At 71.4% G+C, this 26,726-nt stretch carries 22 protein-coding genes; 12 read left to right on the top strand and 10 right to left on the bottom strand.

Features of this window, described 5'->3' with window-relative positions:
* The first annotated feature begins 659 nt into the window (after positions 1-659).
* The 6 genes from FRAEUI1C_RS26300 (at position 660) to FRAEUI1C_RS26275 (ending at position 7,966) form a co-directional block, all read left to right on the top strand.
* On the top strand, positions 660-1,871 hold the full coding sequence (locus FRAEUI1C_RS26300) for an ABC transporter substrate-binding protein (RefSeq protein ID WP_013426399.1): 1,212 nt from the start codon (positions 660-662) through the stop codon (positions 1,869-1,871).
* Between the two features lie 84 nt (positions 1,872-1,955).
* A complete protein-coding gene (locus FRAEUI1C_RS26295) occupies positions 1,956-4,766 on the top strand; it encodes a branched-chain amino acid ABC transporter permease/ATP-binding protein (RefSeq protein ID WP_013426398.1) in 2,811 nt (936 codons plus the stop codon).
* The gene (locus tag FRAEUI1C_RS26290; RefSeq protein WP_013426397.1) at positions 4,756-5,463 is read left to right on the top strand and encodes an ABC transporter ATP-binding protein; all 708 of its coding nucleotides are present in this window, start codon (positions 4,756-4,758) and stop codon (positions 5,461-5,463) included. Before FRAEUI1C_RS26295 ends, FRAEUI1C_RS26290 begins: the two co-directional genes overlap by 11 nt.
* Before the next feature lie 101 nt (positions 5,464-5,564).
* Positions 5,565-6,842 (top strand): amidohydrolase family protein, encoded by a 1,278-nt coding sequence (locus tag FRAEUI1C_RS26285; protein ID WP_013426396.1) that lies wholly within the window; start codon positions 5,565-5,567, stop codon positions 6,840-6,842.
* Complete coding sequence (locus tag FRAEUI1C_RS26280; protein ID WP_013426395.1) at positions 6,839-7,621, top strand: SDR family oxidoreductase; 783 nt, start codon at positions 6,839-6,841, stop codon at positions 7,619-7,621. Before FRAEUI1C_RS26285 ends, FRAEUI1C_RS26280 begins: the two co-directional genes overlap by 4 nt.
* A gap of 21 nt (positions 7,622-7,642) precedes the next feature.
* Positions 7,643-7,966, top strand: a complete 324-nt coding sequence (locus FRAEUI1C_RS26275) for a Rieske (2Fe-2S) protein (RefSeq protein ID WP_013426394.1) — start codon at positions 7,643-7,645, stop codon at positions 7,964-7,966.
* Positions 7,967-8,000: 34 nt separating this feature from the next.
* Here the strand turns inward: FRAEUI1C_RS26275 and FRAEUI1C_RS26270 are convergent, their stop codons facing one another.
* The gene (locus FRAEUI1C_RS26270; RefSeq protein ID WP_013426393.1) at positions 8,001-8,612 is read right to left on the bottom strand and encodes a TetR family transcriptional regulator; all 612 of its coding nucleotides are present in this window, start codon (positions 8,610-8,612) and stop codon (positions 8,001-8,003) included.
* Between the two features lie 299 nt (positions 8,613-8,911).
* Here FRAEUI1C_RS26270 and FRAEUI1C_RS26265 point away from each other — a divergent pair, with 299 nt between their 5' ends.
* The 3 genes from FRAEUI1C_RS26265 (at position 8,912) to FRAEUI1C_RS26255 (ending at position 11,964) form a co-directional block, all read left to right on the top strand.
* The gene (locus tag FRAEUI1C_RS26265; RefSeq protein WP_013426392.1) at positions 8,912-9,304 is read left to right on the top strand and encodes a Zn-ribbon domain-containing OB-fold protein; all 393 of its coding nucleotides are present in this window, start codon (positions 8,912-8,914) and stop codon (positions 9,302-9,304) included.
* A gap of 30 nt (positions 9,305-9,334) precedes the next feature.
* Complete coding sequence (locus FRAEUI1C_RS26260) at positions 9,335-10,537, top strand: thiolase family protein (RefSeq protein ID WP_013426391.1); 1,203 nt, start codon at positions 9,335-9,337, stop codon at positions 10,535-10,537.
* Positions 10,538-10,824: 287 nt separating this feature from the next.
* Complete coding sequence (locus FRAEUI1C_RS26255; protein WP_232425133.1) at positions 10,825-11,964, top strand: ABC transporter substrate-binding protein; 1,140 nt, start codon at positions 10,825-10,827, stop codon at positions 11,962-11,964.
* A 59-nt stretch (positions 11,965-12,023) separates the two neighbouring features.
* Here FRAEUI1C_RS26255 and FRAEUI1C_RS26250 read toward each other — a convergent pair whose 3' ends face one another.
* The 9 genes from FRAEUI1C_RS26250 to FRAEUI1C_RS26210 form a co-directional block, all read right to left on the bottom strand.
* Positions 12,024-13,088, bottom strand: a complete 1,065-nt coding sequence (locus FRAEUI1C_RS26250) for an NAD(P)H-dependent amine dehydrogenase family protein (protein ID WP_013426389.1) — start codon at positions 13,086-13,088, stop codon at positions 12,024-12,026.
* Between the two features lie 139 nt (positions 13,089-13,227).
* Complete coding sequence (locus tag FRAEUI1C_RS26245) at positions 13,228-14,961, bottom strand: alkaline phosphatase D family protein (RefSeq protein ID WP_013426388.1); 1,734 nt, start codon at positions 14,959-14,961, stop codon at positions 13,228-13,230.
* 30 nt (positions 14,962-14,991) lie between these two features.
* A complete protein-coding gene (locus FRAEUI1C_RS26240; RefSeq protein WP_013426387.1) occupies positions 14,992-16,524 on the bottom strand; it encodes a class I adenylate-forming enzyme family protein in 1,533 nt (510 codons plus the stop codon).
* Positions 16,521-17,492, bottom strand: coding sequence for an enoyl-CoA hydratase/isomerase family protein (locus tag FRAEUI1C_RS26235; protein WP_013426386.1), 972 nt, complete (start codon positions 17,490-17,492; stop codon positions 16,521-16,523). Before FRAEUI1C_RS26235 ends, FRAEUI1C_RS26240 begins: the two co-directional genes overlap by 4 nt.
* A 37-nt stretch (positions 17,493-17,529) precedes the next feature.
* Positions 17,530-18,402 (bottom strand): enoyl-CoA hydratase/isomerase family protein, encoded by an 873-nt coding sequence (locus tag FRAEUI1C_RS26230; protein WP_013426385.1) that lies wholly within the window; start codon positions 18,400-18,402, stop codon positions 17,530-17,532.
* Between the two features lie 14 nt (positions 18,403-18,416).
* Complete coding sequence (locus tag FRAEUI1C_RS26225) at positions 18,417-19,853, bottom strand: acyl-CoA dehydrogenase family protein (protein ID WP_013426384.1); 1,437 nt, start codon at positions 19,851-19,853, stop codon at positions 18,417-18,419.
* Between the two features lie 11 nt (positions 19,854-19,864).
* Positions 19,865-20,710, bottom strand: coding sequence for an enoyl-CoA hydratase/isomerase family protein (locus FRAEUI1C_RS26220; protein WP_013426383.1), 846 nt, complete (start codon positions 20,708-20,710; stop codon positions 19,865-19,867).
* Positions 20,707-22,017: a hotdog family protein gene (locus FRAEUI1C_RS26215; RefSeq protein ID WP_013426382.1), complete on the bottom strand. Its 1,311-nt coding sequence runs from the start codon at positions 22,015-22,017 to the stop codon at positions 20,707-20,709. The genes FRAEUI1C_RS26220 and FRAEUI1C_RS26215 overlap by 4 nt, the downstream gene beginning before the upstream one ends.
* The gene (locus FRAEUI1C_RS26210; protein ID WP_013426381.1) at positions 22,014-23,273 is read right to left on the bottom strand and encodes an amidohydrolase family protein; all 1,260 of its coding nucleotides are present in this window, start codon (positions 23,271-23,273) and stop codon (positions 22,014-22,016) included. Before FRAEUI1C_RS26210 ends, FRAEUI1C_RS26215 begins: the two co-directional genes overlap by 4 nt.
* A 217-nt stretch (positions 23,274-23,490) precedes the next feature.
* Between FRAEUI1C_RS26210 and FRAEUI1C_RS26205 the strand changes: the two genes are divergently transcribed.
* The 3 genes from FRAEUI1C_RS26205 to FRAEUI1C_RS26195 are packed head-to-tail and all read left to right on the top strand — an operon-like array spanning position 23,491 to position 26,707.
* A complete protein-coding gene (locus FRAEUI1C_RS26205) occupies positions 23,491-24,738 on the top strand; it encodes an acyl-CoA dehydrogenase family protein (protein WP_232425132.1) in 1,248 nt (415 codons plus the stop codon).
* Between the two features lie 3 nt (positions 24,739-24,741).
* The gene (locus FRAEUI1C_RS26200; protein ID WP_013426379.1) at positions 24,742-25,800 is read left to right on the top strand and encodes an acyl-CoA dehydrogenase family protein; all 1,059 of its coding nucleotides are present in this window, start codon (positions 24,742-24,744) and stop codon (positions 25,798-25,800) included.
* A gap of 52 nt (positions 25,801-25,852) precedes the next feature.
* Entirely contained in the window at positions 25,853-26,707 is an 855-nt protein-coding gene (locus FRAEUI1C_RS26195; protein WP_013426378.1) for an enoyl-CoA hydratase/isomerase family protein, read from the top strand.
* Positions 26,708-26,726: the final 19 nt, after the last annotated feature.

Genomic DNA, 26,726 nt, shown 5'->3' with positions numbered 1-26,726 from the left:
CGGACCTCGGGTGGGTCGGCGAACGGCTCGTCACGGAACACCATAGTTAGGCTGAGTATAAGTTTACAAGCGGCGGGTTCGTGGCCGGCCGGCTTCCATGCGTGGCGGTGGGCCGGGCGCGCGGTCCGCGGCGGAGCGCGGCCGGTCCCGCGCGGCGGGTGCCGGCCATGTCGGTGTGGTGGCCGTGGGATGCGTGAACGTTGGGGTCGCCACCCATATTGGGCCCAGGTTGGGCGAGCGGGCCGGCGGAGCCGCCGTGCCGTCGCGGGCCGCTGTGGGGCCGTGGGTTCGCGGCGAAGCCTTGTGCGACCTGCCGCCACCTGCTAAACAGTACCCCTCAGATCTTGTACTCAGTACAAACCTGACGGCCCGCGCCGGCGAAGCCCGGGAGGTCCAGGCCTGGGAGGTCCGCGCCCGGGAGGGGTGGCGTGGGGCCGAGGCGAACGCGGGCACGGCCAGTTTCCGCTGTCCGGCAGCCAAGTAAACGATCAATGCAAGTCCGGGCCTTGGCCGCGCCCGACTCGTGAGGAGCCGACGGTGTCGCGCGGGTCGCGGCGCCGAGTTCGAACGGCCACCGCAACAAGTCCTGCAGCAATTCACCGCAACAAGTCTCCGAACGCCATCGCGGAGAAAGTCCGTATTCGAAGGGAAGTCCCGGCGTGAAGAACCACAAGTTGATCTCGCTTACCGCCGCCGCTGGCTTGTTAGCGGCACTGGTCGCTGCCTGTGGCGGTAGCGACGGGAAGAGCACGGACAACTCGACGAACGGCCTGAAGGGCACGCCGTACACCGTTGAGGTGATCACGACCCTGACGAGCGTCACGCCGGGTACCGAGGCGTACCAGGCGGCCCAGGCCGCCGCCGCGGCGGTGAACGCGTCGGGCGGCATCAACGGTCACCCGCTCCAGGTCAAGGTCTGCGACGCGAAGGGCACCGACAGCCCGACCGCCGCGGTGACCTGCGCCCGCGGCATCGTCTCGGACCCGAACGTCCTCGCCGAGGTCGGCGACTACGAGGCGTTCCCCGAGCAGGTCAACACGATCCTGAACGCGGCGAAGATCGCGAACATCGGCGCCTCGCCGACGGCCCAGTCGATCCTCACGGCGAAGAACTCCTTCCCGCTCGCCGGGTCGGACGGGGCCGGCCTGTCGACCGTGCTCGCCGACAGCGGCGCGAAGCAGATCCAGGTCGCCTACACCAACGTCGCCGCTGCCGCTGCCGCGGTGCCGTTCAACCAGATCGTGCTGCAGCAGGGCCGGGGCCTGAAGCTGATGGGTGGCATCCCGATCGAGGTGTCCGCCACCGACCTGACCCCGCAGGTGACCAGCGGGGCCAAGGGCGACGGTGTGGCGCTGGCCGTGATGCCGACCCAGTTCGCCGCCTGGCTCAACGTCGCCAAGAGCGGCAACTTCAGCCAGAAGATCTCCACCAGCGCTGCGTCGCTCACGGCCAGCACCCTCTCGGCGCTCGGCGGCAAGGCCGACGGCGTGCTGGTCTCCGCCGGACTGCCGCTGGTGACCAGCTCGGACGCGGGCATCGTCCGGTTCCGCGCCGAGATGGCCAAGTACCAGCCGAAGGCTGCCGTCGACGCGATCAGCCTGAACGCCTGGCTCAGCACCTGGGCGTTCGCGCAGGTCGCCCGGACCGTGACCGGTCCCGTCACCCGGGCCTCGATGCTCGCGGCGCTGAGCAACCTGACCAACTTCAACGTCTTCGGCCTGCTCCCCGACGGCTACACGACGACCAAGGACTTCGACTTCCCCGGCCTCGGTCGCCTGTTCAACCACCAGATCGTCGAGGGCGTCGTGAAGGACGGGAAGCTCGTCCAGACGTCGGACGGCTACGTGCCGATCTTCACGCCCAAGCCGTAACGAACGCCAATCCGTGACGAACTCGATGGCTGACAGCCGCGATGCCCGCGGGTCGGTAACGACCCGCGGGCAGGGGGTGGTCCTGTGATCCGCTTCCTTTTCCTAGGCCTGGGACTCGGGGGCATCTACGCCCTTGCCGGCCAAGGCCTCGTCCTCGTCTATCGGGGTTCGGGTGTCCTGAACTTCGCCCAGGGCGCGTTCGCCGCCGTGGGCGCCCTGGCCTACTACGACCTGCATGTCCGGGCCGGTCTGCCGACCGTTCCGTCCGTCGTGGTGGCCCTGCTCATCTCGGGTGTGGCCGGGCTGCTCATGCACTTCCTGGTGATGCGCCCGCTGCGGAACGCGCCGCCGCTGACGAGGGTGATCGCGACCCTCGGCGTCATGGTGATGCTGCAGCAGCTCGGCCGCATCGTGTTCGGGTCCTCGATCCGGATCGTGCCGTCCTTCCTGCCGTCGAAGAGCATCGACATCGGTGGCGGGGCGGCGGTCGGGCTGGACCGCTTCGTCCTGCTCGGCCTCGCGATCGTGGTGTCGGCGACGCTGTGGGCGGTCTACCGGTACAGCAGGTTCGGCGCGATCACCTCGGCGGTCGCCGAGAACGAGCGCGCCGCCCAGCTCGCCGGCCACTCGCCCGACGTCATCGCCGCGGTGAACTGGGCCCTGGGCGCGATGCTCGCCGGGCTCGCCGGCATCCTGATCGCGCCGATCGCCGGGCTGGACATCAACACGCTCGTCCTGCTGATCATCCCGGCCCTGGCCACCGCGATGGTGGCCCGGTTCGACTCCTTCGTGGGCGCGCTCATCGCCTCCCTGGTCATCGGCATCGCGCAGTCGGAGATCACCAACTACGTGCGCGCCGCGGGCTGGGGCGACGCGGTCCCGTTCCTGCTGGTCATCCTGGTGCTCGTCGCCCGGGGCCAGAGCCTGCCGCTGCGCAGCCATGTCAACGAGCTGCTGCCCGAGATCGGCACGGGCGTCCTGCGCCCGACCCGGCTGGCGGTCGCCGTCGCGGCCGGGGTGGTGCTGATCCTCACCACGCCCAACGACTGGAACGACGCGCTGACCGCCACGACGATCGGGGCGATCATCTGCGTCTCCCTCGTCGTGGTGACCGGCTACGCCGGCCAGCTGTCTCTCGCGCAGTACGCGTTCGCCGGCTGGGGTGGCTACGTCGCCTCGCGGCTCGCCGCCACCCATGGCCTGCCGTTTCTGCTGGCGCTCGTCATCGGCGTGGCCGCTGCCGTGCCGGTCGGCGTGCTGGTCGGGCTGCCGGCGCTGCGGACCCGGGGCATCCACCTCGCGATCGCGACCTTCGGCCTGGCGTACTCGTTCCAGAGCATCCTGTTCCAGAGCGTGCCGCTGACCGGCGGCCTGGAGGGCACGGTCGTCAACCCGCCCACCCTGTTCGGCTGGGACATCGACGCGGTCAACCACCCCAAGCGGTACGCGATCGTCTGTCTCGTCGCGCTGCTGCTGGCCGCGCTGGTCGCCGGCAACATCCGGCGAGGACGGTCCGGCCGGCGCCTCGTCGCCGTCCGCGGCAACGAGCGGGCCGCCGCCTCGCTCGGGATCAGCGTCTACGGCGCCAAGCTCTACTCGTTCGCGCTGTCGGCGGCGATCGCCGGGCTCGGCGGCGTGCTGCTGGCCTTCCAGGCGAGCTACGTGGACTTCAGCCAGTACAACGTCTTCAACTCGATCTCGGTGATCATCAACACCGTCATCAGCGGCGTGGGCTTCCTGGTCGGCACCGTCCTGGCCGGCGCCAACGTGACGGGTGGCCTGACCACCAAGATCTTCGGCTCGCTGATCACCAGCGGCTCGATCAACCAGTACGTGACCCTGGCGCTCGCCGTGCTGCTGGTACCGACGCTGGTGGGCTATCCGAACGGGCTGGCCGCCAGGATCGTCACGCTGCGGTGGTCGCGGGTCCGGCTGCCCACGCGCCGCGCGGCGGCCTCGGACGGCACGCCGCCCGGCGACGGCACGCCGGCCGAGGCGCTTCCGGCCGAGGTGGCGCAGCTGGTCGCCTCGGCGGCCGCGTCGCCGGCCGTCCCGCGCCGGGTGACGCCGCGGGTGCTGGAGGTCCAGGACGTCTCGGTCCGCTTCGGCGGTGTCCAGGCTCTCGGCGGGGTGTCGATCGACGTCCGCCCCGGCGAGGTCGTCGGGGTGATGGGGCCGAACGGCGCCGGCAAGACCACCTTCATCGACGCCGTCACCGGCTTCAACCGCATCGGTGGCGGGACGATCCTGCTCGACGGCGTCCGGATCGACGGGCTGAACGCCCGCAGGCGGGCCCGGCTGGGCATCGGCCGGACGTTCCAGTCGCTGGAGCTGTTCGACCAGCTGAGCGTCCTGGAGAACCTGCGGACCGCCTCGGACCCGCGCGACTCGGCGTCCTACCTGTCCGACCTGGTCGTGCCGCGCCGCACCGAGCTGACCCCGGCCGCGCGGTCGGCCATCGCGATGTTCGAGCTGGCCGGCGACCTGCACCGGGTGCCGTCGGAGCTGCCGTACGGCCGGCGCCGCCAGGTCGCCATCGCCAGGGCGATCGCGGCCGAGCCGTCGATCCTGCTGCTCGACGAGCCGGCCGCCGGCCTGCACGAGACCGAGACACAGGAGCTGTCCGCGCTGGTGCGCCGGCTGGTCGACGAGTGGGGCATCGGCATCCTGCTGGTCGAGCACGACGTGGCGATGCTCAACCGGGTCTGTGACCGGATCGTGGTCATGGACTTCGGCAAGGTCATCGCCACCGGGACGCCGGCCGAGATCCGGGACGACCCGCGCGTCGTCGCGGCCTACCTCGGCGAGGAGCGCCACGACGAGCCGGACGACGAGCGGCCGGCCGGCCAGGAACAGCAGGTCCGGGAGCAGGAGGTGGTCGGCGATGCCCGCTGAGACGGCACCCGTGCTGGAGGCCAGGGGCCTGTTCGCCGGCTACCGGAAGGTCCCGTGCGTGCGGGACGTGAGCCTGGACGTGCGTCCCGGCGAGATCGTCGTCGTGCTCGGCCCGAACGGGGCCGGCAAGACGACGACCCTGCTGACGATGGCCGGGGCGCTGCCCGGCCTCGGCGGCGAGGTGCTCTGGCGCGACAGCCCGATGAAGGCCGCGTTGCACCACCGGGTCCGGGCCGGCCTGGGGGTGATCCCCGAGGAGCGTTCGGTGATCTCCCGGCTGTCGGTGCACGACAACCTGCGGATCGGGCGCGGGCCGATCGAGCACGCGCTGGAGCTCTTCCCCGAGCTTCGGCCGCTGCTGCGCCGCCGGGCCGGCCTGCTGTCCGGGGGTGAGCAGCGGATGCTGCTGACCGCCAGGGCGCTCGCGGCCGACCCCGCCGTCCTGCTGGCCGACGAGCTCTCGCTGGGGCTCGCGCCCAAGATCGTCACGAGGCTCATGCAGGCGCTGCGCGGGGCGGCCGACCGGGGAACGGGAGTGCTGCTGGTCGAACAGCACGCCCGCCAGGCCCTCGCGGTCGCCGACCGGGCCTACATCCTGCAGCGCGGCAGCCTGGTCTGGTCCGGTTCGGCCGACGAGGCGCGGCAGAACCTGCGCCGCATCGAGCGCGCCTACCTGGGCCAGGACGTGGGCGCCTGAGCACTGCCGACGGGCCGCCGCTGGCGGAGAAGCCGACTCATAGTTAAACTGAGTCAAAATACTGACAGTGCCGATCGTGGAGCACGAAAGGTCACGTGCGGATGCAAAAAGAAGACATGATCCTCGTGAGTATCGATGATCATTCGATCGAGCCGCCCGACATGTACGAGCGGCACGTGCCCGCCAAGTACCGGGACCTGGCGCCGAAGGTCATCCGTACCCCCGGCGGGATCGACCAGTGGGTCTTCCAGGGCGCGGCGACCTCGACACCGTTCGGCATGGCCGCCACGGTCGGCTGGCCCGCGGAGGAGTGGGGCCGCGACCCCGGCACCTACACCGAGCTGCGACCGGGCTGCTTCGACCTGAAGGCCCGGGTCGACGACATGAACGCCAACGGTGTGCTCGCCTCGATGTGTTTCCCCAGCATGGCCGGCTACAACGCCAGGACCTTCGCCGAGGCCCCGGACAAGCAGCTCTCGCTGATCATGCTGCAGGCATACAACGACTGGCACATCGACGAGTGGTGCGCCGGCGCGCCCGGGCGGTTCATCCCGATCGGGATGCTGCCGATGTGGGACCCGGCGATCGCCGCGGCCGAGGTGCGCCGGCTGTCCGCGAAGGGCTGCCCGGCGGTCAGCTTCCTGGAGGCGCCGCACGCGCAGGGCTACCCCAGCCTGCTGTCCGGCCACTGGGACCCGCTGCTGGAGGCGGTCGTCGAGACCGGGACCGTGCTCTGCCTGCACATCGGCGGTGGCATGGGCCTGCTCAAGCTGCCGACCGAGGCGCCGCCGGACCACTCGATCATCCTGTCGACCCAGATCATGACGCTGGTCGCCCAGGACCTGATCTTCGGCGGGGTGCTGCTCAAGTACCCGACGCTGAAGATCGCCTTCTCGGAGGCCGGGATCGGCTGGATCCCGTTCTACCTGGAGCGGGCCGACCGGCACGTCAAGAACCAGGTGTGGCTGCACAACGACTTCGGCGGCAAGCTGCCGTCGGATCTGTTCCGCGAGCACGTCCTCGGCTGTTTCATCACCGACCCGATCGGCCTGAAGAACCGGCACGAGATCGGGATCGACATCATCGCGTGGGAGTCCGACTACCCGCACACGGACACCACCTGGCCGGAGTCCCCCGAGCTGCTGTGGGGCGAGCTGACTGACGCGGGGGTGACCGAGGAGGAGACCCACAAGATCACCTGGCAGAACGCCTGCCGGTTCTTCGGTTTCGACCCCTTCACCACGATCGCGCGCGAGGACGCCACGGTCGGCGCGCTGCGGGCGCGGGCCAGCGCGGCGCACGTCGACGTCACCCGGATGTCCAAGAACGAGTGGCGGCGCCGCAACGAGGCCGCGGGGATCGGGGTGCTGAGCGCATGAGCGAGAGCAACGGCGCGGGACAGCTCGCCGGCAAGGTCGTCGCGGTCACCGGGGCGACCAGCGGCTCCGGGCTCGCCATCGCGCGGCGGTTCGCGGCCGAGGGCGCCGACGTGGTGCTGCTGGCTCGTGGCGCCGACCGGCTGAAGGCCCTCGAGGAACAGCTCGGGCCGCGCGCGTTGGGCCTGACGACCGACGTCGGTGATCCCGACAGCGTCCAGGCCAGCTTCGACGCCATCAAGAACCGGTTCGGGAAGCTGGACGTCCTCATCAACAATGCCGGCCTGCACCGGCCGGCACCGTTCGAGGTGCTCACCGACGACGAGATCCTCACGGTCGTACGGTGCAACCTGCTCGGCCCCGTCTACACCTGCCGCGCGGCGATCCCGCTGCTGCGGGCCGCGGGTGGTGGCGACATCGTCAACACCTCGTCCGAGGTCACCCTCGAGGTCTTCCCGTACGAGGCCATCTACAAGGCGACAAAGGCGGGCCTCGAGGCGCTGGGCCAGGCCTTGTCCCTGGAGTTCGAGAAGGAGGAGATCCGGGTCACCACGCTCATCCAGGGCGTCGCCCTCGGCGAGGGCGGTGGGTCGACCGACTGGGTGGACAGCGGCGAGCACACCCACCTGGTCTGGCCGCGGCTGCAGGCCGAGGGAACTGTCAACCGAGTGATTGGCAAGCACGGCGGAATGACGGTCGAAAGCGTGGCCGACGTCCACGTGTTCATCGTCACCCGGCCGCGCGGCCAGAAGCTCGACGTCGTTCGCGCCCGCAGCTACTAGGCGCGGGCGCCGGAGATTTCAGTGGCCGAGTTCTATGACGCCCTGCCGATTGACTTCATCGAGCCGGGCGAGACGACGACCGTCATGGTGGATGGTTTTCCAGTGGCCGTCGCCAACGTGGACGGCGAGTACTTCGCCTTCCAGAACCTCTGCCCACACCAGGGCAGCAAACTCGGCGGACGCTCGTTGGACCAGGGCTGCTTCATCGTCTGCCCGACGCACGCCAGTCGTTATGACGTGCGTTCGGGTGCCTGCGTCCGGCCGTCGAACTCCGACGGGTTCAACCAGGACCTGATGGTGTTCCCGGTCCGCATTCAGGACGACGTGGTGCAGATACAGATCTGACGTGAGGGAGACGAGAGGAACCGCCGGGCGGATGTCAGAACGTGAGAGTGTTGTCCGGGCGCAGCCCGGCCAGCACGATGGCCGTCCGGCGGTGCAGCGAGACGTTGAGCTTGGGAAGGCGGCCGCCCGCCCATTCGAGCAGGGAGTCCACGACCAGCGCCTCGACGATCTGCGCCATCTCGGCAGGCTCGACCTGGTCGGTGACCTCGCCTTCTTTCTGCGCCCGCTCGAACAGCACCTCGAATGCCTCGGCGAAAGCCGGGGTGAAGGACGGCGTCTCGCTGTCGGACCTGCGGGGCCGCCGGAACTCGGCGAGGGCACGGGTGACGGCGGCCGGGTCAGCGGCCTTGATGGCCCGCGCGAGCGCGTTCATCAGCAGGCGCAGCGAATCCTCGAGAGGGCGTTCCGCCTTGATACAGCGGGCGGCTTCCTCGCTGAGCACGGAAGCAGTCTCATAGCCCATTTCGAGGAGGATCTCCTCTTTGTGGGCGAAATGAAAGTAGAACGTGCCCTTCGTGACGCCAGCCGCCTGGGCGATCTCTTCGGCCGTCGTTTCTTCGATCCCGGTCTCGAATCCACGCTCGGACCACAGTTGAAGCGCTGCGCGCACCAGACGGCGCCGCGTCTCCCTGGAGCGCTCCTGCATAAGACGGGCTCGGCGCGGGGCTGGTGGGGTACTCATCGCCCAAAGTATAGCGGCGTCGTCACCCTGGGCGCATGTGGCTCGACCGGAAAGAGGGTTCCCGGGCGCCCCGGCGGCCGGGAAAGGGCACGCGGGTGTGGCGTAGGCCATGCGGCCGGCCGCGCCCACGGGCCCGTGTCGAGCCGCGGTTGCCGATCCGTTGGATCCCCGGCCGCGAGTGAGCCGCCGCGGCCCGGGGGAGCCTGACCGAGATTCATTCGTGCGACGTCGTCCAGACGCGCACCCGGCGCTTGGAGCTGTTCGTGGCAGATCGGATTCCGCTGGTCGACTACCTGGTTCTCTCGGACGATCCGCGGCTGGTCGCCCACGAGTGCGAGCAGTGCGCGGCGAGGTTTTTCGACCGCCGCAACGCGTGCGCCTCGTGCGGCGCCACCGCCTTTCGCGAGGTGAATGTCCCGCGCGAGGGAACGCTGCGCACCTTCACGATCGTGTCGACCGCCGGCCCGGGCGTCCCGGTGCCATTCGTCGCGGCCGTCGTCGACTGCGACGGAATCACCGCGCGCGGAATCCTGGTGAATGTGGAGCCGGATCCCAGGCAGGTGAGGCCGGGTATGCGGGTCCGGCTCGCCACCGTTTCCCTGGGCGCGGACGAGGCGGGCGTCGAGGCCGTCGGTTATGGATTCGAGCCGGCCTGACGTGCCGGACAAGACGAAAGGATGTCCGCGGTGAGCCAGGACGTCTGGATCCTCGGGATCTCGATGACGAAGTTCGGCAAGCACAAGGACAAGGACACCGTCGACCTGGCCTCCGAGGCCGCGCTCGGCGCGCTCGCGGACGCGGGCGTCGGCATGCGCGACATGGACGTGCTCGCCGCGGGCAGCCTGATGGCCGGGACGTCGGCCTTCGGCCAGCAGCTGCAGAAGCAGATCGGCCAGACCGGAATCCCGGTGTACAACGTCGCCAACGCCTGCGCCACCGGCGCGACCGCCCTGCGAGTCGCGATCATGGCGATCCGGTCGGGCGAGGCGGACTACGGCCTGGCGGTCGGCGTCGAGAAGCTCTCCGGCGCAGGGCTGCTGGGCCCGGCCGGCCGCCGCAAGGAGAACGACCGCTGGGTGCCGGAGGGTCGTTTCGGCGCGGTCGCCGGGCTTGACGGCAGGACGGGCACCGAGTCCATGCCGGGAGTGTTCGCCCAGATCGGTCTGGAGTACGGCTACAAATACGGCGGCGTTGATTTCGAGCTGTTCGCCCGAATCTCGGAGAAGAACCACGCGCACTCGACGTTGAACCCGCTCGCGGCCTACTCGAAGCGGTTCACCGTCGAAGAGATCATGAATGACGTCATGATCGCCTACCCGAACACCCGGCCGATGTGCTCGGCGAACTGCGACGGGGCGGCCGCCGCTGTGCTGGTGAGCGACGCGAAGCTGAGGACGCTGTCGCTGGAGCAGCGCCGCCGCGCGGTCAAGGTCAGCGCCTCCGTGCTCACCAGCGACCCCTGGCAGGAGGCCTGCCAGGTGCTCCCCGACGTCAACACGCTGACCCGGCGGGCCGCCGCCCGGGCCTACGAGCAGGCCGGCATCGGCCCGGAGGACCTGGACCTCGTCGAGCTGCACGACTGCTTCGCCACGGCGGAGCTGGTGCACTACGACAACCTGATGCTGTGCGCCGAGGGCGGCGCCGTCGACTTCTTCAACTCGGGCGCGACCTGGCGCGACGGGAAGACGCCCGTCAACGTGTCCGGCGGCCTGGAGTCGAAGGGACACCCGATCGCGGCGACGGGTATCGCCAACGTCTGGGAGATCTGCCATCACCTGCGCGGTGAGGCCGGGGACCGCCAGATCGAGGGCGCACGCGTCGGTCTCGCCCATGTCATCGGGCTGGGCAGCGCCTGCGGCGTGCACGTCCTGGAGAAGGCGGCCGTCTGAGGTAGACCGACCGCATTCGCGTGAGCCACCGAATCTTCTGAGCCACCGAGTTTTCGGAGCCACCGAATCTTCTGAGCCACCGAATCTTCTGTGTCAGAGGGCGCCCGGCACCCGATCAGAGCCGGGCGCCCTTTCCCCCTGCCAGTAGAGAGATGCACAACGTGATTGTCGAATTACGCCGACGGCACTTCGCCGCGGCAGCCGTCTGCACCGTCGCAGCCTCCCTCGCCCTGGCCGGATGCACCAAATCCGGCCAGGGCGCCGTTGCTTCCTGCGACAGCCCCGGGGTGAGCCCGACCGAGGTTCACGTCGGCCTGATCTACCCGGACAGCGGTGCGATCGCCCCGGGATTCCGCGCGGCCCGCAGCGGGACCGAGGCCAGGGTCGCGGTCGCGAACGCGGCCGGCGGCATCAACGGGCGCAAGATCGTGCTCGACTGGCACGACGACGAGGGGAGCACCTCGGGCTTCGCCGTGGCGGCGAGCGACCTGCTCGCGCAGGACAAGGACTTCGGTCTGATCGCCCAGAGCATCTCCGTGGGCGGCACGGCCCAGCAACTGGACAAGCAGGGCATCCCGGTGACCGGCCTGCCTGGCGAGAGCGTGTGGACCGAGCACCGGAACATGTTCACGTTCGGCTTCACGTTCGGGGCGACGCGGTCCGCGAGCTCGTCGGTGACGACCTTCGGGCTCTACGCCCACCGGTTCAACGCCACCCGCGCGGCCATCGTCTACAACGACACGCTGTCCCAGTCGGCCACCGCGCTGGTGCAGTTGTTCACGGAGAGCCTGCAGTCCCAGGGCATCGCCGTGGCGGACCCGATCGTCTACAACCCCACCGTGACCAATCCCGGCAAGGTCGTCACGCAGATCAGGGCGTCGAGGGCGGATTCGCTGATCAGCATTCTCTCGGCCGACGACTTCCTGCCGATCTACACCGCGGCGCGGCAGTCCGGGCTGACGTTCAAGGTCGCTCTCGCGACCTCCGGCTATGACGCGCAGCTGCTGTCCAGCCAGGGCGCGAGCATGGCCGGTATGTCGATCCTGACGCCGCACATCCCGTTCAGCGTCGACTCGACGGCGTTGCGGGACTACAAGGCGGCGATGAGCGAGTACGCGCCCGAGCTCGACCAGCCGACGAACGAGGTCGCCCTCGGCGCCTACATCACGACGGACGAGTTCCTGCGCGGCCTGGCGCTCGCCGGGGCCTGCCCGACCCGCGCGGCCTTCATCACCAACCTGCGCGCGCTGAAGAACTATGACGCCGGCGGCCTGATCCCGGTCACCGACCTGAGCCGGTTCGGCGAGCCGAACCTGTGCTACAGCTTCGTGCGGGTCAACGACGCCGGGAGTGCCTTCGAGGTGGTGCCCAGCGTCGGCGCCCCCGACCCGAACGAGTGGTGCGGCACCCGCCTCGGCGCCGGCTAACGGTGCGCCGGCCCCAGCCCTGACCCGCCGGGGCCGGCGAACGAAGCGGCGTCGAGCGGCTAGCTCTTGATCGTCGTGTTCTTCGAGGGGAACGGCGGCAGGTCGAGCAGCGAGGTGACGCCGGCGGGCGCGGCGCAGACCCGGGGAACGGCGTTGACCGCGCTCATCGCCGACGCGACCGCGATCGGGTCGCCGACGAAGTCGGGCAGCGCCGAGATCTTCATATCGAGGCGGATGCAGGGCTCACCCGTCACCTCGGCGCGGTAGCCGTCGCCCTGGAAGTCGAAGTCGGCGAAGTCGTGCTCGCGCAGCCGCTCCAGGTGCCCGACGACGATCAGAGGCTCGCCGCCGACCATGCCCTTGACGTCGTAGCGCAGCCCGCAGATGGTCCCCTGCGGGATGTGCCCGGACGCCACGTCGAAGGCGACGTCGGAGTAGATGACGCTGTTCTCCTCGACGATCTCGTCGACCGTCACGCCGAGGGCGTCGGCGAGCAGATGGATCGTCGTCTCGTGGTAGCTCGTGGTCACCCCCGGCTGCAGGATCGGCGTGCCCGCGGTGTCGAGCTGGCCGAACCCGAAGAACTTGGTGATGCCCGGGCCTTCCCAGAAGGCGTTGTTCATGACCTGGTGCAGCCTGACCTGGCGGACCTCGCGGGACAGCCCGAGCGCGGACAGGCCCAGCGCCCCGGTGCCGTAGCCGGGGTCCATGCCGATCGTGCAGAACGTCGAGCCGCCCTCCTGGGCGGCCCGCTCCAGCCGCTCGTAGTAGTCGCCGGCGAGCCCGCGCGGGTACACCAGGGTCGGCCACCAGAGGTTCACGACGTTCTTGCCGGACCGCAGGATCTGGAGCAGGTCGTCGAACGACTCCTCCGGGGTGTCGACCCAGTTGCGGCCGACCATGAACAGGACGGCGTCGGCCTGTGTCGCGAGGACGGCCTCCTTGTCGGCGGAGACGCGCACGCCCAGCTCTCCTAAGCCGTAGAGGTCGCCGAGGTCGCGGCCGTCCTTGTCCGCCGAGTGGGTCCAGGCGCCGACCAGCTCCAGGTCGGGGCGACCCAGAACGCCGAGCACCGCCTCCTTCGCGACCGTCCCGGTTGCCCACTGGATGACCCGATAAGCCACGGTTGCCTCCTCGCCCAATTTTGAACTGAGTTGAATATATGGCGACGGGGACGGCCGTGTACACCGGTTGAGCCGCGCCGGCGTGGGCCGGGCGACGACCGTGGGTTCGCGGGGTGACTTGCGCGGGTGACGCCGCGGGTCAGGCGGGTCTGGCGCCGGGGTGGCCGTCCTCGATGACCCAGGAGGTGTCGGTGCTGACGGGGGAGTGGCGTTGCGAGATGTCGGCGACGATCCGCAGGTCGGCGTGGCACTCCGTCGGCGTCACCTGGAAGCGGGTGTAGCCGCGCCGGTCACCGCGGAAGTAGCGGACGTGCGGGTTCAGCCGGGTGTTGTTGTCGCGGACGAACTCGTCGCTGACCAGGAAGAACGCCGAGCTGATCGACGTGCAGACGAACTCGGTCGCGACGACCGGCGTGTCGGGCCGGTCGAAGTCGACCCGCAGGTCGTTCACCCAGGCGCAGTGCAGGTCCCCGGACAGGACGATCGGGTTGAGCGCCTTGCTGTCGCGCACGCCGGCCAGGACCCGGGCGCGGTAGGGGCGGTAGCCGTCGTTCTGGTCGAGGTTCGTCAGCATCTGGCCGCTTCCTGGCGGCAGTTGGCCGTCGAGCTGGGCCATCATCGTCTGCTGCGCGATGAGGTTCCAGCGGGTGCGGGAGCCGGCCAGTCCGTCCTGTAGCCACTTCTCCTGCGCGGCGCCCGCCATCGTGCCGGTGGTGTCGTCGGCGCCGAGGGCCGCCGGTCCGATCGCGGAGGCGAAGTTGCCGGGCGCTGGCGTGCGGTACTGCCGGGTGTCCATGACGTTCAGCGTCGCCAGGCTTCCAAAGGTCAGGCGGCGGTAGATCTGCAGGTCGGGGGAGCCCGGGTGCAGCGTCGCGCGGATCGGCATGTGCTCGTAGTAGGCCTGGTAGGCGGCCGCGCGCTGGCGGGCGAACGTCGCGGGGTCCTGGTGCTTGGCCCCGGTGTCGCCGGGCTCGTCGACGAGGTTCGCGTAGTTGTTCTCAACCTCGTGGTCGTCCCAGGTGACGACCCAGGGCGCGGCCCGGTGGGCGGCCTGCAGCGCCGGGTCGGCCTTGTACTGGCCGTAGCGGTTCCGGTAGTCGGCCAGGGTCTGGAGCTGGTCGAGACCTGGCGTCTGCGGGGTGGTGTGCCGGCGGTCCGGGAACTTGCTGTCCGGGTCGTACTCGTAGATGTAGTCGCCCACGTGCACGACGAGGTCCGGCCGGTCCGCGGCGATCGCGTCGAACGCGGGCCAGTAGCCGTTCTGGAAGTCCTGGCAGGACACGAGCGCGAACGCCAGCGACCCACCGGCCGCCTCCGGGCCGGCTCCCGGCGCCGCCGCGGTCCGGGTGCGGCCGACCGGGCTGAGCACCGTGCCGGCCCGGAACCGGTAGTAGTAGTCGCGCCCCGGCTGCAGGCCGCGGACGTCGACGTGGACCGAATGCGCGAACGCCGGCTGCGCCGTCGCCGTGCCGGCGCGCACCACCGAGCGGAAGCCAGCGTCGGTGGCGACCTGCCAGTCGACCGGGATGTCCCGAGCCGGCATCCCGCCGCCGGCGGTCGGCTTAGGCGCGAGGCGGGTCCAGAGGATCACCCCGTCGGGCAGCGGATCACCGCTCGCCACGCCGAGGCCGAAGACTCCTTCAGCCACGCCCGGAACGGGCGTCGCCGCGCGCAGCTGTGGCGCCGCCGGCGGGGTGGCGCTGTCGGAGCCGCCGCACGCGGCCACGGCCAGCGCCGTGGCACCCAGCCCCAGCCCACCCAACAGGAGCGAGCGCCGATGCGGGCCGGTCTTCCGGCTGGTATCCGAGACCGCACCGCGGTCGGTCGTCGGGTGGTTCTGGCCTGCTGGCGCCCCAGCGCCGTCACTGGTCACAGGTCCGGCAGAGTAGCGGAAGCCGGTGTCTTAGACGTGTTCCTTGGCGATCTGGATGAGGTCGGTCGCGCGGACCTTTCCGACCTCGGTGCGGGGCAGCTCGTCGAGCTGGATGAAGCGGGCCGGGATCTTGTAGGGCAGGAGTCGCTCCCGGGCCGCCGTGGTCAGCGCCGCCGGGTCGAACGCCGCTCCCGGGTGCAGGACGACGAACGCCCACGGGACCTCGCCGAGCCGGTCGTCCGGCACGGCGACGACGGCAGCGTCCGCGATCTCGGGCGAGAGCCGGATGACCTCCTCGACCTCGCCGGGGAAGACCTTCAGCCCACCCCGGTTGATCATGTCGGAGACTCGGCCCTCGATCCAGAGGAAGCCCTCGGCGTCGATCCGGGCGATGTCGCCGGTGCGGAACCAGCCGTCCGGGGTGAGCCGGTCGCCGAGCGCGCTGCCGTCGGCGTAACCCGCCGAGACCGCTGGCGTGCGCACGTACAGCTCGCCCTGGCCGCCGGCCTCGACGTCCGAACCGTCCGGCCCGACGATGCGCGGTGTCACGCCCGCATGCGGCCGGCCGATCGAGCCGAGCTTGGTGTCGCCGAACTCCCGGGCGTCGGCCGCGTTCCAGCCGACGATCTCCCCGCCGATCTCGGTCTGGCCGTAGCAGTTGAGCACCGTGACGCCGAACTTGTCCTTGAACATCCGGGCCCGCAGCGGCGACAGCGGTGCCGTGATACCCCGGACGATCCGCAGCGGGGCGAGCGACGTGATCGACGGGTCGTCGGTCAGCATGTTCATCGCCGGTGGCGGCAGCACCGTCGACCGGATCTGGTGGCGCCCCACGGCGGCGGCGAACGCGGCCGTGGTGAAGGCCGGCATGATCACGGCCGGGGCGCCGACCCGGAACGCGAACAGCACGTTGTAGATCCCGGCGGACAGCGCCATCGACGTGGGGATGAGGTTCGGCATCGGCGCCCGGCGCGCCGCCAGGGCGTCCTTCGCCTTGTCGCCGACGAGCTTGGCCAGCACCGGCTCCAGCAGCGCCAGGTAGCCCGAGTGCCGCAGCAGCACCGGCTTCGGCCGGCCGGTCGTGCCGGAGGTGAACTGCACGAGCGCGGTGTCGAGGTCGTGCGCCGGCACGTCCGGCGGTGTGACGCGTCCCGGCTCGGTCGGGGCCCAGCTCAGCTCGGCCGAGTCCGGGGCGTTCGTCGCCACGACCACCGGGAGTGCGCCGCCGGTGTGCCGGTCGGCCCATTCGGGCAGCGTCACGACGGCCGCCGGGCGGACCGCCTCCACGAGGTAGGCGATCTCGGCGTCCGAGGTACGCGGGTTGAGCGGCACGTAGACCGCCTCGGCCGTCCACACGCCGAACATCGCCGCGACGACCTCGGGCCCACCCGGCAGCATGACCGCGACCGGATGGCCGGGACGGACCCCGGCCGCGCGCAGCTCGGCCGCGAGCGCCTCGGCGCCGCGGCGCAGCGCCGCCCGAGTGACCGCCCGATCCTCGACGAAGACGGCGGGTGTCGTCTCGTCGCCGTCACGCGGTTCCAACAGGTCGACGAGCCTCATGCCTGGCCCGTCCCGGACTCGGGCGCGACGACCGTCTCGTCGGCCCGCCTCGCCGCGGCGATGGCGGTCGCCGGCTTGGGGTCGGATTCGAGCTCGGCCCACCGCGCCGGCCGCTTCTCGACGAAGGCCGCCGGGCCTTCGAGCTGGTCGGAGTGGCCCCACACCGAGACGAGGTGCGCGGCGCCGGCCTTGCACGCGGCGGTGAGCCCGTCCTCCAGGGCGCCCCACAGCGCGCGCTTGGTCGCGCGCATCGCGACCGGTGAGTTGCGGGCGACCAGCTCGGCGATCTCGGTCGCCCGCTCGCGCAGCCGGGCCGGATCCTCGACGACCTCGCTGACCATGCCCAGCTCGTAGGCCCGCGACGCCGGCATCCGCTCGTGCGCCCCGACCAGTGCCATCCGCATCACCGGCTCGAACGGCATCTTGCGCAGCAGCGCCATCAGCTCGAACGACACCACCTGGCCGACCGACACGTGCGGGTCGAAGAACTTCGCGTCGGACGCGGCGATGACGATGTCCGCGTCCGCGACGAAGTGGAACCCGCCGCCGCCGCACAGCCCGTTGACGGCGGCGATCACCGGCTTCTCCACCCGCTGGTGCCAGGCGGTGAAGTGCAGGTCGAAGACCTCGGCCTCGGCCCGGTAGCGCTCCATGCCCAGGCCGTCGGTGGCGATCTCGGCGACGTCGACGCCGGTCTGGAAGGCCCGGCCCTCCCCGGTGTGCACGATGACCCGGACCTCCGGGTCATCGTCGAGCTCCAGCCAGGCCTTGGCCAGCTCGTCGCGCATCCGGTTGTTCATCGCGTTCAGCTGCTTGGGCCGGTTGAAGATCAGCCAGCCGAGGTGGCCGCGCCGGGCGACGAGCAGCGTCTCGTAGCCCGGGTAGACGTGGTCGAAGTCGGCCGCGCTCGCCGGGGTCCCCGGGGCCCCGGGCCGCGGCGCCGCGGGGCGCGAATCCGTCACGCTCATGTCCGTCACGCTCCTGTACTCCGAAGATGGGCCGGCGTCAGGCGCCGGGCCGGGTGGCCGCCTGGTCCGGGTGCCGGGAGGCGAGCACCTTGGCGTGCTCCGGCTCGCGGTCGAGTGGCGCCCAGCGGGCCGGCCGGCGCTCGACGAACGCCGCCGGGCCCTCGAGCTGGTCGGGGTGGCCCCAGAGGTCCACGAGATCCGCCGCGGCCGACGTGCAGGCCGTGGTCAGGCCGTCCTCCAGCGCCCGGTAGAGCGCGCGCTTGGTCGCGGCCATCGCGGACGGCGAGTTCCGGGCGATCTTCTCCGCCAGGTCGCCGGCCCGGGCCCGCAGCTCGCCCGGCGGGTCGACCACCTCGCTCACCATGCCCAGCTGGTAGGCACGGTCGGCGCCCAGCGCCTCGTGGCGGCCGGCGAGGGCCAGCCGCATGATCGTTTCGGCCGCGAGCTTGCGGGTCAGCGCTATCCCCTCGAATGCCGTCACCTGCCCGACCGAGACGTGCGTGTCGATGAACCGGGTGTCCGCCGCCGCGAGGACGATGTCCGCGTCGGCGACGAAGTGCAGCCCGCCACCGACGACCCGGCCCTGGATCGCCGCGATCACCGGCTTGACGACTCCGCAGTGCCAGGCGGTGATCTGGAGCTCGGACCGCTTGGTCCGCCGGGACTGCGCGCGCAGCGCCGCCGGGTCCCGGTTGAGCTGGACGACGTCGAGACCGGTGCAGAAGTCCGGTCCGGCGGCGACGTTGACGATGACGCGCACGGACGGGTCGGTGTCGAGCTGGGCCCACGCGCGCGGCAGCTCCTCGAACATCGCGCCGTCCATGGCGTTGCCGGCCTTCGGCCGGTGCAGTTCCAGCCAGCCGACCGGCCCGTCCGTGGACACGCGCAGGGTCTGGTACTTCTCAGACATGTGCTCGACTCCGGTCAGCTGCGGGGGACGTCCTTCCAGGGCTTGCCGCGGTGCGGGTCGGGCTCGCGCGGCAGGCCCAGCACCCGCTCGGCGAGGATGTTCTTGTTCACCTCGGACGTCCCGCCCTCGATGGTGTTCGCCCGGCTGCGCAGCATCCCCCTGACCTCGTGGGGCAGCGAGTCGGCGTAGACCTCGGCCGGGTCGAGGGGCGCTCCGTCCGCGCCCAGGTGCTCGGTGCCGGGCAGCAGCTCCGACTCCCAGGCCGCGCCGTGGGCGCCGAGCAGGTCCGCGGCCAGCGCCTGGGTCCGCTGGTTGAGGTCGCCCTGGTGGACCTTGCCGATCGAGCTCTCCGGGCCCGGCGCGAGCCCGGCGGCCAGGCGCGCGCGGATCCGCTCGTTGGTCCAGCCCCGGATCCGCTCCTCGCTGTAGAGCTTGGCGATCTCCTGGCGGACCGTCGGCTCGGCCCAGCCACCCGGCCGGCCGGCCGCGGTGACGTCCTTGGCGAGCTTCACCAGGTGCAGAGCGCCCGAGCCGCCGATCCGGTCGACCCCGCCGGAGCCGGAACCGGAGACCATCTGCCGCTCGCCGGACAGGGTCGAGTTACCGACGCGCCAGCCGTCGCCGACCGCGCCGAGGCGCTGGCCGTCCGGCACGACGGCCTCGTCGAGGAACACCTCGCAGAAGTCGACCTCGCCGGTGATGTGCCGCAGCGAGCGCACCTCGACGCCCGGCTGGCGCATGTCGAGCAGGAAGTAGGTCAGGCCGTTGCGCTTGGGCACGTCCGGGTCGGTGCGGGCCAGCACGACGCCGTAGTCGGCCAGGAAGCCCCAGGTCGTCCAGACCTTCTGGCCGGTGAGGATCCAGTTGTCACCCTCGCGCACCGCCCTGGTCGACAGCGAGGCGAGGTCGGAACCGGCGCCCGGCTCGGAGAACAGCTGGCACCAGACCTCCTCGTTGCGCACGATCGGCGGCAGGAAGCGGCGCTTCTGCTCCTCGGTCCCGTGCGCGAACAACGCCGCGGCCGCGTTGGCGAGGCCCAGCGGGTTCAGCCGGCCCAGGTTGTAGGGCCGCAGCACCTCGTCGGCGGCCTTCGCGGCGTCGGCCGAGAGGCCGAGCCCGCCGAACTCGGGGGCCCAGCGGGCCGCGACCAGGCCGGAGACGCCGAACACCGGGTACCAGCGCTCGTAGTCCGCCCGGCTGCGCGCCTTGCGGATCGCCGCCCGGCCGCCGGCCGCGGCCGCCCGCCAGGCCGCCGGCACGTTCGCCTCGACCCACTCGGTCACGAGGGCGCGGGCCTGGTCGGGGGACGCGTCCGCGGCGAGCAGCAGCCGCCCGTCCGGCCCGACCGGCCCGCGGGCGTCGGCCGCGCCCTTCGGGACCGGCCCGCTGTCCGCTGTGTCGGTGCCAGCCGCCGGCTCCGTGCCTGGTGCGGGTTCAGTACCAGGTGCCATGGCCATGACCTTCACCGTCCCCGGAAGTCTGGGGAGCGCTTGGTCGCGAAGGCGGCCAGCCCCTCCCGGAAGTCCTCGCTGCGGCTGGAGAGCTCCATGCCGAACGCCTCGTTGCGCAGGTGCTCGTCGAGGGTGTTCGAGGCCCCGGCGTGCAGCAGCCATTTCGTCAGGCCCAGGCCGACGGTCGGCCCGGTGGCGAGCCGCCCGACGACGTCGTCGAGCGTCGCCTCGAACTCGTCGGCGCTCGCCGTGCCGTGGACGAGGCCCCAGTCGACGGCGGTCGCCGCGTCGACCCGCTCGCCGAGCAGCAGCATCCGCCGGGCCCGCACCTCACCGATCCGCCGTGGCAGCAGCCAGGTCAGCCCGCTGTCCGGGGTGAAGCCGCGCTCGCTGAACGGCGCCCAGAACCGGGTGTCGCTCGCCGCGATCGTCACGTCGGCGGCGACCGCCAGCGCCAGGCCGATACCGGTCGTCCAGCCCTGGACGGCACATACCACCGGGGTCTGCGTCTCGCGGATCAGCGGGATCAGCCGGTGTGCCTGGTAGGGCAGCCGGCGCTGGATCGAGCCGGCCCGCGGCCTGGCCCCGCCGGCGGCGTTGCGGGCCACGATGTCCGCGCCGCCGCAGAAGTTCGCCCCGCCGCCGCGCAGCACGATCACCCGGACGGCCTCGTCCGTCCCGGCCTGCTCCACGGCCGCGATCAGGCCGGCCATCATGACGTCGTTGATCGCGTTCCGCTTCGTCGGCCGGTCCAGCGTGAGCCGCAGGGCGGAGCCGTCCAGCGCGACGTCCAGCCCCGGAACGCTCCGCGCCGCCCAGGCCTGCTCCGGCTGCCCGGGATCCGTGTCCGCGCTCACCGGAACTGTTCGACGATCGCGTCGAGGGTGTTCTGCAGACTGCCCGTGCCCCCGGGCGGGTCGGGTAGCCGGACGGCGCCGTGCTCCCGGCTCGGCAGCAGGATCGTCGCGGTGCCCGGTGTCGTGAGCTCGCCGCGCTGGTTGGTCGCGGACAGCTCCAGGTCGACGGCCGGGCGCCCACCGTCCGCCAGGTAGTGCTTCACCACCGTCGCGCGCAGCCACTGCGTGTCGCCGACGTAGTTGAACTTGCGGAACTGGCAGGACAGCTTCCACAGCCAGGCGTCGTCGCCCATCCAGTCGGTGCACAGGTGGATGAGCCAGGTCTCGCGCATCCGGCCGTAGTCGTACGTCGTCGGGTTGCCGGCGCGGCGGGCGAGCTCGGGGTCCCAGTGCACCCGCTGCTGGACGTCGGGGATGTTCAGGTCGTCGCGGTAGTAGAAGGACGGGATGCGGCGCCGGTTGGTGAGCGCGAGGCGCAGCGGCGCGACGCCGTAGAGGCCCATGCCCATGCCGACGTGCCAGCAGACCATGTCGGTGACCCGCAGCGGGCCCTTCACCATCGGCCCGACCTCGTCGCCGACCCGGACGTCCTCCCAGTACCGCGGCTCAGCGCCCCGGCGGGCCGCGACCTCGGCGTCGTAGGCCGCCTCGATCTCGGCGATCTCCTCGTCGGTGTAGCGGGCGGGCTCGATCTTCGCGTACTTCCCGCGTTCCCTGGCCTTGCGCCGCTCGGTGCGCACCATGTCGCGGTACTGGCCGGACAGCGGCGTGCCGTTCTCGTCCATGAAGACCTGGCCGCCCCACTCGTGGACGGCCCGGCCGGCGAACTCGCTGGCCTTGTCGTGCACGCCGACCAGGGCGTTGCGGCGGAACACCCGCAGCCCCGGGCGCAGCGGCGCCCACCACTCCCGGGACGCCGCCGAGTAGAAGGCGTGCACCCCCCGCAGCGGGTCGCCCTTCATCACGGCACGCAGGTCGTCCGGGATGCTGGTGACCTCGTCCTCGCCGACGAGGGTGTCGCCGCCGACGAGCGGCGGGGGCGCGATCGGCCCGCCCCAGACGGAGGCGGTCGCGTAGTCCTCGTCGCACCACAGCGGGTTGTCGTCGCCGTAGCACCGGGCCACGTTGCGGAACGCGTCGACGTTCGGGCGGCGGTACTGCGGCGGCGCGGTGTGCGGCTCCGGAATCCCGATCCGGGCCCGCAGCCGGGCGATCCCCTCGTCGGTGATCGTGCCGCCCGGCCTGCGCTCCCGGTCCGCCGGCGGCGCGGTGGTCTGGTCGACGGTCTGGTCGATGGGGCGCGTCACGGCGTCGGGAGCGTCAGGCCCAGCAGCGACGCTGCGTTGTCACGGGCGATCTTGTTGATGTCGGCCTGCGGCAGGTGGCCGAACTGGCGCGCCGCCGCCTTCTTCGAGTCCGGCCAGGTGCCGTCCTGATGCGGGTAGTCGGTCTCGAACACCACGTTGTCGACACCCACCCGGTCCAGCAGGTCGACGCCGACCGGGTCCTTGAAGAAGCAGCTGTAGACCTGCCGGCGGTAGTACGTCGACGGCGGCTCCGGGCAGTTCTGCTGGCCGTGCGCCCAGCCCCGGTGGGTCAGCCAGACGTCGTCCGCGCGGTCGAGCACGTAGGGGATCCAGCCGATCTGCGCCTCGGCGTACAGCAGCTTCAGGTTCGGGAACCGGTGCGGCACCCCGGCGAACAGGAAGTCGACCAGGCTCGCCGCGCTGTTGCCGAACAGGATCGTCGCCTGCACGGCCTCCGGCGCGTCGGGGGAGGTCTGCGGGGTCTTCGTCCCGGAGCCGATGTGCATCGCGACGACGGTCCCGGTCTCCTCGCAGGCGGCGAAGAACGGGTCCCAGTAGCGGGAGTGCAGGCTCGGCAGGTTCAGGTAGGCCGGCAGCTCGCTGAACGCGACCGCGCGCACGCCCCGGGCCGCGTTGCGGCGCACCTCGGCGGCGGCGAGCTCGACGTCCCACAGCGGCACCAGGCACAGCGGCAGCAGCCGTCCGCCGGACGTGCCGCACCACTCGTCGACCATCCAGTCGTTGTAGGCCTCGACGCAGAGCTTCGAGAGCTCCTTGTCCTGGCCCCACAGGAACATCTGGCCGCAGAAGCGCGGGTAGTTCGGGAACGCCAGCTGCGCGTGGACCCCGTTGAGGTCCATGTCGGCGAGCCGGTCCGGGACCTTCCAGCAGCCGGGCCGCATGTCGGCGTACGTGATGCCGTCCATGGTGACCTCGTCGGCCGGGACCCCGGCGGCCGCGATGTACCGCTTGAGGCTGGTCAGCTTGCCCTCGTAGCTCCACCAGGCCACCTCGGGGCCTTCGGTGCCCGGCGCCTCGATGTAGCTGGACCCGACGAGCTTCACCTCGCCGGCCGGGGCGTGCAGGATGCGCGGCCCGGCCTCGCGGTACTTCGCGGGCAGCCGTGAGCTCCACACGTCCGGCGGCTCCACGACATGGGCGTCCATGTCGACGATGTCCGGGATTCTGGCCACGACCGAGGCGTCGAGGTCGGCCTCGAGGCCCGGCCTCGCCTGGTCTGTCGCGAGGTCTGTCATGGCAATCGCACCGCCGATCCGGCTCGGTCGTCCTTGGTGGCTGTCGTCGCCTGCCCGGCCCTGGCTGGTTCGCCCTGGCCGCGGTCTGTCCACGTGAATAGAACGGGTTCCTGTTCAGGCCGTGCCGCGGCCCGTGGAACCCTGGCTCGACTCCAGCATAATGTATACGATCTGCGTGGCCAACCGGTCGAGCCGCCGCCCGGTGGCGGGACACCGGGTGCGTGTCGCCGGTGGCGGGGACGAGACGAGGTGGACGATGCGGCTGCGGGACTCCGAGTCCGATGCGAGGTTCCGCAAGGAGGTGCGCGCCTGGCTGGCCGAGAACTCACCGGCCCTCGGGCCGCCGCCCCCCTACGGTGACTGGCCGGCCAAGAAGGCCTACGACCAGCGCTGGCAGCGGATGCTCTTCGACGCCGGGTACGCGGGCATCGACTGGCCCGCGGCCTACGGCGGCCGTGGCGCCACCGCGTCCGAGCAGCTGATCTTCCTGGCCGAGTCGGCCGCGGCCGGCGCTCCCGACCTGGGCGTGCACTTCGTCGGCCAGCTGCACGCCGGCCCGACGCTGATCGCCGAGGCGACCGACGCGCAGCGGGCGTTCCACCTGCCGAAGATCCTGCGCGGCGAGTCGATCTGGTGCCAGGGCTTCTCCGAGCCGGGCGCCGGCAGCGACCTGGCCGCCCTGCGGACCCGCGCGGTCCGCGACGGCGACCACTACGTCGTCAACGGCAGCAAGATCTGGACGTCGTACGGCTTCGCCGCCGACTACTGCGAGCTGCTGGTCCGGACCGACCCGGACGCCGGCAAGCACCGCGGCATCAGCTGGCTGATCATGCCGATGGACACCCCCGGCATCGACGTCCGGCCGCTGCGCACGATCCAGGGCGAGAGCGAGTTCGCCGAGATGTTCCTGGATGACGTGCGCATTCCGGTCGAGAACCTGGTCGGCCGGGAGAACGACGGCTGGCGGGTCGCGATGGTGACCTTCAGCTTCGAGCGCGGCACGGCCCTGGTCCGCGAGCTGCTCACCGCGATGACCATGGTCGAGGAGCTGGCCGCGCTGGCGAAGACGCTTGGGCACGGTCAGGGGGGCACCGCCTGGGACGACGACGCGATCCGCCGGGAGATCGGCCAGGTCGCGGCCGAGCTGGACGCGATGTGGGCGTTGACCCGGCGCAACGTGACCCGGGCGGCCGGCGGCGGTGGAGTCCCGCCGGCGGGCGGCTCGGCGTTCAAGCTGACCTACTCGGAGGCGCTGCACCACTTCGGCGAGGTCGCCATGAAGGTGCTGGAGCGTTACGCGGTCAGCCTGGACGACCTGGAGCTGCCCGGCGGCGCGACGCTGCCGGCCGGGCGGCACCTGCTGGAGCACCTGCACGCCTTCGCGATCAGCATCGGCGCCGGCACCTCGCAGATCCAGAAGAACATCCTCGCCGAGCGGGTCCTCGGCCTGCCCCGGGAGCGCTGAGCGATGCACTTCGATCTTGACGAGGACGCCCTCGCCCTGCGGGCGACCGTCCGCGACCTGTGCGTCGAGTACCTCCCGCTGGAGCGGACCCGAGACTGGACGGACGCCGCGAGCTTCGGGCGGGACGCCTGGCGCACGCTCGCGGAGCTGGGCGCGTTCACGATGACCCAGCCGGCGGAACGCGGCGGACTGGAGCTGGGTGTCGCCGAGGCCGGCCTGGTCTTCCAGGTGCTCGGCGCCGAGCTGGTACCCGGGCCGCTGGTCGCGGCGGCGCTGGTCGCCGACCTTGACGACCGGGTCGCCACCGGCGAGGCCCTCGTGACCGTCGTGACCAGGCCACCAGCGGGCTCCGGCCCGGCCCGCTCCGGCGGCCCCTGGGTGATCCCGCATCTCGACCTCGCCGAGGCGGTCTACGTCCTGGACGACGAGGGCGTGTCGCGGGTCGAGGCCGCCGCGATCGACGGCCAGGCGGTGCCGAAACCACTCGACCCGGCGACCCCGGTCTGGCTGGCCGACGTCGTCCCAGCCGGGGAGCGGGTCGGCGGCCCGGAGCTCGCGCGGGCCTGGCAGCTGCGCGGCTCGGTGCTCAGCTCGGCGCTGCTCGCCGGCAACGCCGAGCGGACCGTCGACCTCGCGACCGCCTACGCCAGGCAGCGAGAGCAGTTCGGCCGGGTGATCGGCGGCTTCCAGGCGGTCAAGCACCTGCTCGCCGAGGCGTTCACCCGCGCCGAGGTCGCCCGGGTCGCCGTCGACGCGGCGGCTGTAGCTCTCGACGACGCAGCCCTGGACGACGCCACCGGCGATCTGGCGGACGACCTCGCCGACCCGACCGCGAATCCGGTCCGCGCTGTCGCCGGCGCCCGGGTGCTGGCCGCGCGGGCCGCGTCCCAGAACGCGAAGACGGCGATCCAGGTCCACGGCGGCATGGGCTTCACCTGGGAGACCACCATTCACCTCTTCCTGAAGCGGGCGTGGCTCCTGCAGAACGCGTTCACCACTCCCGAGGAGGCGGCCGACACGGTCGCGAACTCCCTCAACCGACCGGTCGGAGCGCGGCGATGACCTTCCCTCGCCGCCGTGCCGCCCGTTCGCGCCATAGAGAAAGGAACGCCGCATGACCAGCTCGGCCGTCATCGAGGGTGTCGAAGGGGCTGACGTTCCGCCCCCGGAGGTCACCCTCGACATCTCCGACGGGATCGCCACGATCACGCTGAACCGACCCGACGCAGGGAACGCGCTGACCGGCGACCAACGCGAGGCGATCATCAGCTGGCTGGACCGGTTCAACGAGGACCCGACCGTGCGCTGCGTCGTGCTGACCGCGACCGGACGGTTCTTCTGCACCGGCGCCGACCTGCGCAACTCCGCGCCACCGCCGGCCCGGCCGGACGACGTCCCGGAGAAGCTCGTCGGCGACGTCCGGCGCAGCATGCTGCGTGGCGCGATCCGGCTGATCCACGCGATTCTCGACTGCGAGAAGCCGGTGATCGCGGCCGTCAACGGCACCGCCGCCGGCATCGGCGCGCACATCGCCTTCGCCTGCGACCTCGTGATCGCCACCGAGAAGGCGAAGTTCATCGAGGTCTTCGCCCGCCGCGGCCTGGCCGTGGACGGGCTGGGCACCTGGCTGTTGCCCCGGCTCGTCGGCCTCACCCGGGCGCGTGAGCTGGTGCTGCTCGCCGAGGACGTCACGGCGGACCGGGCCGAGCAGATCGGGCTGATCACCCGGTCCGTGCCGGCCGAGGAGTTCGCGCCGACCGTCGCCGACATCGCCAGACGGCTCGCGGACGGACCGACCAGGGCGCATTCCGCCAACAAATGGCTGCTCAACCGCTCCCTCGACGTCGACCGGCACACCCTCGCGCAGGAGGAGGCCTGGATCGTCGACGTGCTGTCCAACACGGTCGACGCCGGCGAGGGCGTCGCGAGCTTCGTCGAGCGCAGGCCCACGCGCTTCCGCGGCTTCTGACCCTCGACCGAGCACAAGG

Origin of the sequence: Pseudofrankia inefficax, assembly GCF_000166135.1 — a bacterium.
Classification (GTDB): domain Bacteria; phylum Actinomycetota; class Actinomycetes; order Frankiales; family Frankiaceae; genus Pseudofrankia; species Pseudofrankia inefficax.
Note: the sequence above shows the minus strand (reverse complement) of the source record. Positions and strands in the feature narration are given on the sequence as shown.